Genomic DNA, 7,007 nt, shown 5'->3' with positions numbered 1-7,007 from the left:
GAACCCGGAAGCTAAGCCTCACAGCGCCGATGGTACTGCAGGGGGGACCCTGTGGGAGAGTAGGACGCCGCCGAACAATTCTTCAGAAAAGGCCCACCCGGGTTACCGGGTGGGCCTTTTCGCGTTCACCGGAGATCGAGCTTGAACCCGAGGTGCGACGCCGTGAAGCCGAGCCGCTCGTAGAAGCGGTGCGCGTCGGTGCGCGTGGCGTCCGAGGTGAGCTGGACCAGGACGGCGCCGAGTTCGCGGGAGCGCTCGACGGCCCAGCGGATCAGTTCGGTGCCGAGCCCGCTGCCGCGTTCGTCGGCGTGGACCCGGACGGCCTCGATGATCGCGCGGGTGGCGCCGCTCCGGGAGAGGCCCGGGACGAGGGTGAGTTGCAGGGTGCCGATGGTGCGGCCGGCGCGTTCGGCGACGACCAGCTGCTGGTGCGGGTCGCCGTCGATGCGGGCGAAGGCGGTGCGGTAGGGGGTCAGGTCGTCGGGGGTCTCGCGGGTCGCGCCCAGGGGGTCGTCGGCGAGCATGGCGACGATCCCCGGCAGGTCGGCCTCGGTGGCCCGTCGGATCGTCAGAACAGCTGTTTCAGTCATGATCAGAGGATAGGGAGCCTCCGGGGCCCGACTCGGGCCCAAAGGCCCTGTCTACGCCCGTAGCGCCCCGCTACGGCGCCTCCGGCGGACCCTCCTGGACCCGCGCTCACTCCGTTGGCGCGGAACTGGTGATGACGGCGAAGACGGCTCCGTGCGGGTCGAGCAGTTGGGCGAGGCGGCCGACGCCGTGCACGTCGGTGGCGGGGATCCGGACCTTCGCGCCGAGCCGGTCGGCGATGGCGAGGGAGGCGTCCACGTTGGGCACCTCGAAGTAGGGGAGCCAGTGCGAGCCGGTGCCGCGGGCGGTGTGCTCGGGGCCGAGCTGGAGGATGCCGCCGTGGGCGTCGTCGGTGCCGCCGCCGGCCGGGGTGAGCACGGTGTAGAGCACCTCGCCGAGCGGGACGTCCTGTTCCTGCCAGCCGAAGACCGTGCGGTAGAAGGCCTTGGCCCGTTCGGCGTCGACGCTGTAGCACTCGGCCCAGCAGAGGCTGACCTGGTCGTTGACGACGTCCAGGCCGCGGGTGTCGTGCGGTTGCCAGACCGCGAAGTCGGCGCCGGTCGGGTCGGTGTAGCCGGCCGTCCGGCCTGCAGTGAAGACGTCGAAGGGGGCGTACCGCACCCGGCCGCCCGCCTGTTCCACGAGGTCGGTGGTGCGGTCGGCGTCGTCCGTGGCGAAGTACAGCGTCCAGCCGGGCAGCGCGCCGTCCTCGGTGAGCGGGCCGAGCGCGGCGGCGGTGCGGCCGTCGAGCTGGAAGAAGCCGTAGCCGCCGGCTTCCGGGCCGGCCGAGTCGAAGGTCCAGCCGAACAGGGCGGTGTAGAAGTCGACGGAGGCCCGGGTGTCGGGGCTGCTCAGGTCGAGCCAGTCCGGGGAACCGGGGCGGAAGTCGGTGTTGAGCATGGCGGCACTGCTCCTCGGACGGGTCCCGTACGGGCGCGGTGGTCGACCCCCTTGGACCTTCCAGCCTGGCATCTTGTCGGGGGCGGTGCACGGCAGGAGTCAAGGGGCGGCGGGGCTTGTCCGCGCCGGGCGGTACGGTGCGTAACGGAATCGTCCACCCGTACCGGTCGAAGGGGGCTCCGGTGGGCAAGCAGGCGCAGGCGGGGCAGCAGGAGCAGCAGGCCGCGCGCCAGCTCGCGCAGGTCGAGGGCGTGCTGGAGCGGATCACCTACGCCAACGAGGAGACCGGTTACACGGTGGCCCGGGTGGACACCGGCCGGGGCGCCAACGACCTGCTGACGGTGGTGGGCGCGCTGTTGGGCGCGCAGGTCGGGGAGTCGCTGCGGCTGCACGGGCGGTGGGGTTCGCACCCGCAGTACGGGCGGCAGTTCACGGTGGAGAACTACACGACGGTGCTGCCGGCCACGGTGCAGGGCATCCAGCGGTACCTGGGCTCGGGGCTGATCAAGGGGATCGGTCCGCGGTTCGCCGAGCGGATCGTGGAGCGCTTCGGGGTGGACACCCTGGAGGTGATCGAGAACGAACCGGGCCGGCTGATCGAGGTGCCGGGGCTGGGGCCGAAGCGCACCAGGAAGATCGCCGAGGCCTGGGAGGAGCAGAAGGCGATCAAGGAGGTGATGGTCTTCCTCCAGGGGGTCGGGGTGTCGACCTCGCTGGCGGTGCGGATCTACAAGCAGTACGGCGACGCCTCGATCGGGGTGGTGAAGAACGAGCCGTACAAGCTGGCCGCGGACGTCTGGGGCATCGGTTTCCTGACGGCGGACCGGATCGCCCAGGCGGTGGGCATCCCGCATGACAGTCCGGAGCGGGTGAAGGCCGGGCTGCAGTACGCGCTGTCGCAGAGCAGCGACCAGGGCCACTGCTACCTGCCGGAGGAGCGGCTGATCGCGGACGGCGTGAAGCTGTTGCAGGTGGACGTCGGGCTGGTGATCGACTGCCTGGCGGAGCTGGTCGCGGCCGAGGGGGTGGTGCGCGAGACGGTGCCGGGGGAGGCGGGCGAGCCGATCACCGCGGTGTACCTGGTGCCGTTCCACCGGGCGGAGATCTCGCTCGCCAACCAGCTGCTGCGGCTGCTGCGTTCGGACTCCGACCGGTTGCCGTGGTCGGCGGACGTGGACTGGCCGGCGGCGCTGGAGTGGCTGGCCCGGCGGACCGGCGCGGAGCTGGCGCCGGAGCAGGAGCAGTCGGTGCGGCTGGCGCTGACCGAGAAGGTCGCGGTGCTGACGGGTGGTCCGGGCTGCGGCAAGTCGTTCACGGTGAAGTCGATCGTGACGATGGCGCTGGCCAAGCGGGCGAAGGTGGTGCTGGCGGCGCCGACCGGGCGGGCGGCGAAGCGGCTGGCGGAGCTGACCGGGGCGGAGGCCTCGACGGTGCACCGGCTGCTGGAGCTGAAGCCGGGCGGCGACGCCGCGTACGACCGGGACCGGCCGTTGGACGCGGACCTGGTGGTGGTGGACGAGGCCTCGATGTTGGACCTGATCCTGGCGAACAAGCTGGTCAAGGCGGTGCCGCCGGGGGCGCACCTGCTGTTCGTGGGGGACGTGGACCAGCTGCCCTCGGTGGGGGCCGGCGAGGTGCTGCGGGACCTGCTGGCGCAGGACGGGCCGATCCCGTCGGTGCGGCTGACCAGGATCTTCCGGCAGGCGCAGCAGTCGGGCGTGGTCACCAACGCGCACCGGATCAACGAGGGGAAGCCGCCGCTGACGGAGGGTCTGACGGACTTCTTCCTGTTCGTGGAGGACGACACCGAGCGGGCGGCCGGTCTGACGGTGGACGTGGTGGCGCGCCGGATCCCGCAGAAGTTCGGCTTCGACCCGCGCCGGGACGTGCAGGTGCTGGCGCCGATGCACCGCGGACCGGCCGGGGCGGGCAACCTGAACACCCTGTTGCAGGCGGCCGTGACGCCGGCCCGGGAGGGGTTGGCGGAGCGGCGGTTCGGTGGGCGGACATTCCGGGTGGGGGACAAGGTCACCCAGATCCGCAACAACTACGACAAGGGGCGGAACGGCGTCTTCAACGGCACAGTGGGAGTGGTGACCGCCCTCAGCGTGGACGATCAGCGGCTGACGGTGCTCACCGACGAGGACGAGGAGGTGTCGTACGACTTCGACGAGCTGGACGAGCTGGTCCACGCGTACGCGGTGACGATCCACCGCTCGCAGGGCAGCGAGTACCCGGTGGTGGTGATTCCGGTCACCATGTCCGCTTGGACGATGCTCCAGCGAAATCTGCTCTACACCGCCGTGACCAGGGCGAGGAAACTCGTGGTGCTGGTCGGGTCACGGAAGGCGATCGCGCAGGCCGTGCGGGCCGTCAGCGCAGGTCGGCGGCATGCCGCGCTCGATCATCGACTTGCAACTGGATGATTATCCAGCAGGATGGTTGCCTCTAATGTTCTCTTGACGTGAAGAGATTTACGGCAGAGCCTAGGGTGGTGCCGATCTTGTCCGGTTCGTACCGGCTGCGGCGGCAGGTTTTGTAGGGGCGGGCCCTTCCGGGCCACCCCGGGTGCGCGACTGTCCTCCGGATGGGGGATCGTGGAGACAGTCAGGGCACCTTGGAAGAGGATTCATTTCGTCGGTGAGGAAGACGTGAGCGACAACTCGGTAGTACTGCGGTACCAGGACGGCGAGTACGAGTACCCCGTCGTCGAGAGCACTGCGGGCAACGCCGGCTTCGACATCTCGAAGCTGCTCCCGCAGACCGGCCTGGTCACCCTGGACAACGGCTTCGGTAACACCGCCGCGTACAAGTCCGCGATCACCTTCGTGGACGGCGACAACGGCATCCTGCGGTACCGCGGCTACCCGATCGAGCAGCTCGCAGCACAGGGCGGCTTCATCGAGACCGCGTACCTCCTGATCAACGGCGAGCTGCCCAACGCGGACCAGCTGGCGGAGTTCAACCGCGAGATCACCCAGCACACGCTGCTGCACGAGGACGTCAAGCGCTTCTTCCAGGGCTTCCCGCGGGACGCCCACCCGATGGCCATGCTGTCCTCGGTGGTCGGTGCGCTCTCCACGTTCTACCCGGAGAGCCACAACCCGTTCGACGCCGACCAGCGCCACCTGTCGACCGTCCGCCTGCTCGCCAAGCTGCCGACGATCGCCGCCTACGCGTACAAGAAGGCGATGGGCCAGCCCTTCGTCTACCCGCGCAACGACCTCAGCTACGTGGAGAACCTCCTCCGGATGACCTTCGCGGTCCCGGCCGAGGACTACGAGCTCAACCCGGTCGTCGTCAACGCGCTGGACAAGCTGCTGATCCTGCACGCGGACCACGAGCAGAACTGCTCGACCTCCACCGTGCGCCTGGTCGGCTCCAGCCACGCCAACCTGTTCGCCTCCATCTCGGCCGGCATCTCGGCGCTGTGGGGCCCGCTGCACGGCGGCGCCAACCAGGCCGTGCTGGAGATGCTGGAAAGCATCCAGAAGGACGGCGGCGACGTCGACGCGTTCATCACCAAGGTGAAGAACAAGGAAGCCGGCGTCAAGCTGATGGGCTTCGGCCACCGCGTCTACAAGGCCTTCGACCCGCGCGCCGCGCAGGTCAAGCTGCTGGCGCACGAGGTCCTCGGCCAGCTCGGCAAGAGCGACGAGCTGCTGGAGATCGCGCTCAAGCTGGAGGAGCACGCCCTCAAGGACGACTTCTTCATCTCGCGCAAGCTGTACCCGAACGTGGACTTCTACACCGGCCTGATCTACCGCGCCATGGGCTTCCCGACCAGCATGTTCACCGTGCTGTTCGCCCTCGGCCGGCTGCCCGGCTGGATCGCCCACTGGCACGAGATGATCAACGACCCGACCAGCCGGATCGGCCGCCCGCGCCAGATCTACACCGGCGTCGCGATCCGCGACTACGTCGAGCTCGAGCAGCGCTGACGTAGCACCGTACCGAAAGGGGCCCGGCCGCTGCTGAGCGGCCGGGCCCCTTCGCGTCCCCGTTCCCCGATCCGGAAGGGTCCGGAGCGCGGGGACGGAACCGTACGGCGCACGACTCCGGGGCCGACTGCGACCGGGGACGGCCGCTCAAAGCGTCCCTGGCCCGCCACACCCCGGCGCCGTGCGCGAAGGCCGTCGAGAGTTTCGACGACCGTTCCCGGGGCCCGCCGGAGCCCCGTCGGCGACAGCCGCTGGAAGCGCGGGACGCGTTGCCGTTAGTCGCGCCCCGCCCAGCGGAAAAACTGCCGCACTACCAACCTAAGACGTATCAGGGTGCGAGAAGTTACGCCCGGGGGGTGTGAGCTGCCTCTCGCCACGCTCCGTAGGCGCTTCGTACCGCGCCCATATCACACCTTCCCTCGCGCACGACGTCACCCTCCCCGCAGTCACGGCAACCGAGCGTGATAGGAATCGTGGCATTCCGGTACGGACCGTCGCGCCCCCTCGTCGCGCGACGGCGGAACTGGGGAGGGAGTGCGCAGATGGCCAGGAACGTCGTCGTCACCGGCGGTGGCACGGGAATCGGGTACGAAGTCGCGCGGCGGTTCGCCGAAGCGGGTGAGCACGTGGTGATCGTGGGTCGCCGTCGTGAGGTCCTGGAGAAGGCCGCGGCAGGCCTCGGGCCGAACGTCACCCCGCTGGTGTGCGACCTCGCCGACCCGGACGCGGTGGAGGCCGCGCTGGCCGAACTGCCCGAGCGGATCGACGTGCTGGTGAACAACGCCGGCAGCCGGGAGACCGTGGTCGGCGGCGGGCCGCACGCCCTGCTGGCCCGCTGGCGCGGCGACTTCGAGCGCAACGTGCTGACCGTGGTGCTGCTCACCGAGTCGATCCGGGACCGGCTCACCCCGGGCTCCGGCCGGGTCGTCACCATCAGCTCCATCGCCGCCCTGCGCGGGGCCGGCTCCTACGGCGCGGCGAAGGCCTCGCTGCACGCCTGGAACCACTTCCTGGCCGCCCAGTTGGGCACCTCGGGGATCACCGCCAACATCGTCGCGCCGGGCACGGTGGCCGGCACCGAGTTCTTCGGGCCGCGGCTGGACGAGGCCGAGGTGGCCCGCCGGGCGGCGCGCACCCTGCTCGGCCGGATCGGCGAGACCGGGGAGGTCGCGGCGGCGGTGCACTTCCTCGCCTCGCCCGAGGCCGGGTTCGTCACCGGCGAGATCCTGCACTGCAACGGCGGGGAACTGCTGGGGCGTTGAGGTGTGCTGAGGGGTCCGGAGCGTTGGTGGTTTCCAGCGATGGTCCGGACCCCTCGCGGCTGTCCCGGGCCGGGCTCGGGGTGGGCTCGGGTCCGGCTCAGACGGGTTGGAAGCGGCGCAGCCGGAGGCTGTTGGCGAGCACGAGGACCGAGGAGAAGGCCATCGCCGCTCCGGCGATCATCGGGTTGAGCAGTCCGGCGGCGGCCAGCGGGATCGCCGCCACGTTGTAGCCGAAGGCCCAGAAGAGGTTGCTCTTGATGGTGCCGAGGGTCCTGCGGGAGAGTCGGATGGCGTCGGCGGCGGCGCGCAGGTCGCC

Annotated in this window: 6 protein-coding genes and 1 rRNA gene; 4 read left to right on the top strand and 3 right to left on the bottom strand. The window is 70.3% G+C overall.

Going from position 1 to position 7,007, the window contains the following annotated elements; genetic code table 11:
• Positions 1 to 76 (top strand): 5S ribosomal RNA (gene rrf, locus ABTZ03_RS43835); the annotation flags it as partial.
• A 49-nt stretch (positions 77 to 125) separates the two neighbouring features.
• On the opposite strand, the gene ABTZ03_RS43830 is transcribed toward rrf, so the two are convergent.
• Both ABTZ03_RS43830 and ABTZ03_RS43825 read right to left on the bottom strand, forming a co-directional pair.
• Positions 126 to 590 (bottom strand): GNAT family N-acetyltransferase, encoded by a 465-nt coding sequence (locus tag ABTZ03_RS43830; protein ID WP_350518879.1) that lies wholly within the window; start codon positions 588 to 590, stop codon positions 126 to 128.
• Positions 591 to 696: 106 nt separating this feature from the next.
• On the bottom strand, positions 697 to 1,488 hold the full coding sequence (locus tag ABTZ03_RS43825) for a VOC family protein (RefSeq protein WP_350518878.1): 792 nt from the start codon (positions 1,486 to 1,488) through the stop codon (positions 697 to 699).
• 182 nt (positions 1,489 to 1,670) lie between these two features.
• On the opposite strand from ABTZ03_RS43825, the gene recD2 reads away from it, so the two are divergent.
• The 3 genes from recD2 to ABTZ03_RS43810 all read left to right on the top strand — a co-directional run bounded on the left by recD2 (position 1,671) and on the right by ABTZ03_RS43810 (position 6,691).
• Positions 1,671 to 3,914 (top strand): SF1B family DNA helicase RecD2, encoded by a 2,244-nt coding sequence (recD2, locus tag ABTZ03_RS43820; protein WP_350518877.1) that lies wholly within the window; start codon positions 1,671 to 1,673, stop codon positions 3,912 to 3,914.
• Positions 3,915 to 4,139: 225 nt separating this feature from the next.
• On the top strand, positions 4,140 to 5,429 hold the full coding sequence (locus ABTZ03_RS43815; RefSeq protein WP_350518876.1) for a citrate synthase: 1,290 nt from the start codon (positions 4,140 to 4,142) through the stop codon (positions 5,427 to 5,429).
• Positions 5,430 to 5,971: 542 nt separating this feature from the next.
• A complete protein-coding gene (locus tag ABTZ03_RS43810) occupies positions 5,972 to 6,691 on the top strand; it encodes an SDR family NAD(P)-dependent oxidoreductase (RefSeq protein WP_350518875.1) in 720 nt (239 codons plus the stop codon).
• Between the two features lie 97 nt (positions 6,692 to 6,788).
• Here ABTZ03_RS43810 and ABTZ03_RS43805 read toward each other — a convergent pair.
• Positions 6,789 to 7,007: hypothetical protein (locus ABTZ03_RS43805; RefSeq protein WP_350518874.1), on the bottom strand; the 219-nt coding region annotated here is incomplete at its 5' end.

It is taken from the genome of Kitasatospora sp. NPDC096077 (assembly GCF_040303245.1).
In the GTDB taxonomy this organism is placed as follows: domain Bacteria; phylum Actinomycetota; class Actinomycetes; order Streptomycetales; family Streptomycetaceae; genus Kitasatospora.
This window is presented reverse-complemented; position numbering and strand designations above follow the sequence as displayed.

Bases quoted from the DNA above. Each gene is read 5' to 3' on its own strand.
- ABTZ03_RS43830 (WP_350518879.1), bottom strand. From the start codon at position 590: ATGACTGAAACAGCTGTTCTGACGATCCGACGGGCCACCGAGGCCGAC.
- ABTZ03_RS43825 (WP_350518878.1), bottom strand. From the start codon at position 1,488: ATGCTCAACACCGACTTCCGCCCCGGTTCCCCGGACTGGCTCGACCTG.
- ABTZ03_RS43810 (WP_350518875.1), top strand. From the start codon at position 5,972: ATGGCCAGGAACGTCGTCGTCACCGGCGGTGGCACGGGAATCGGGTAC.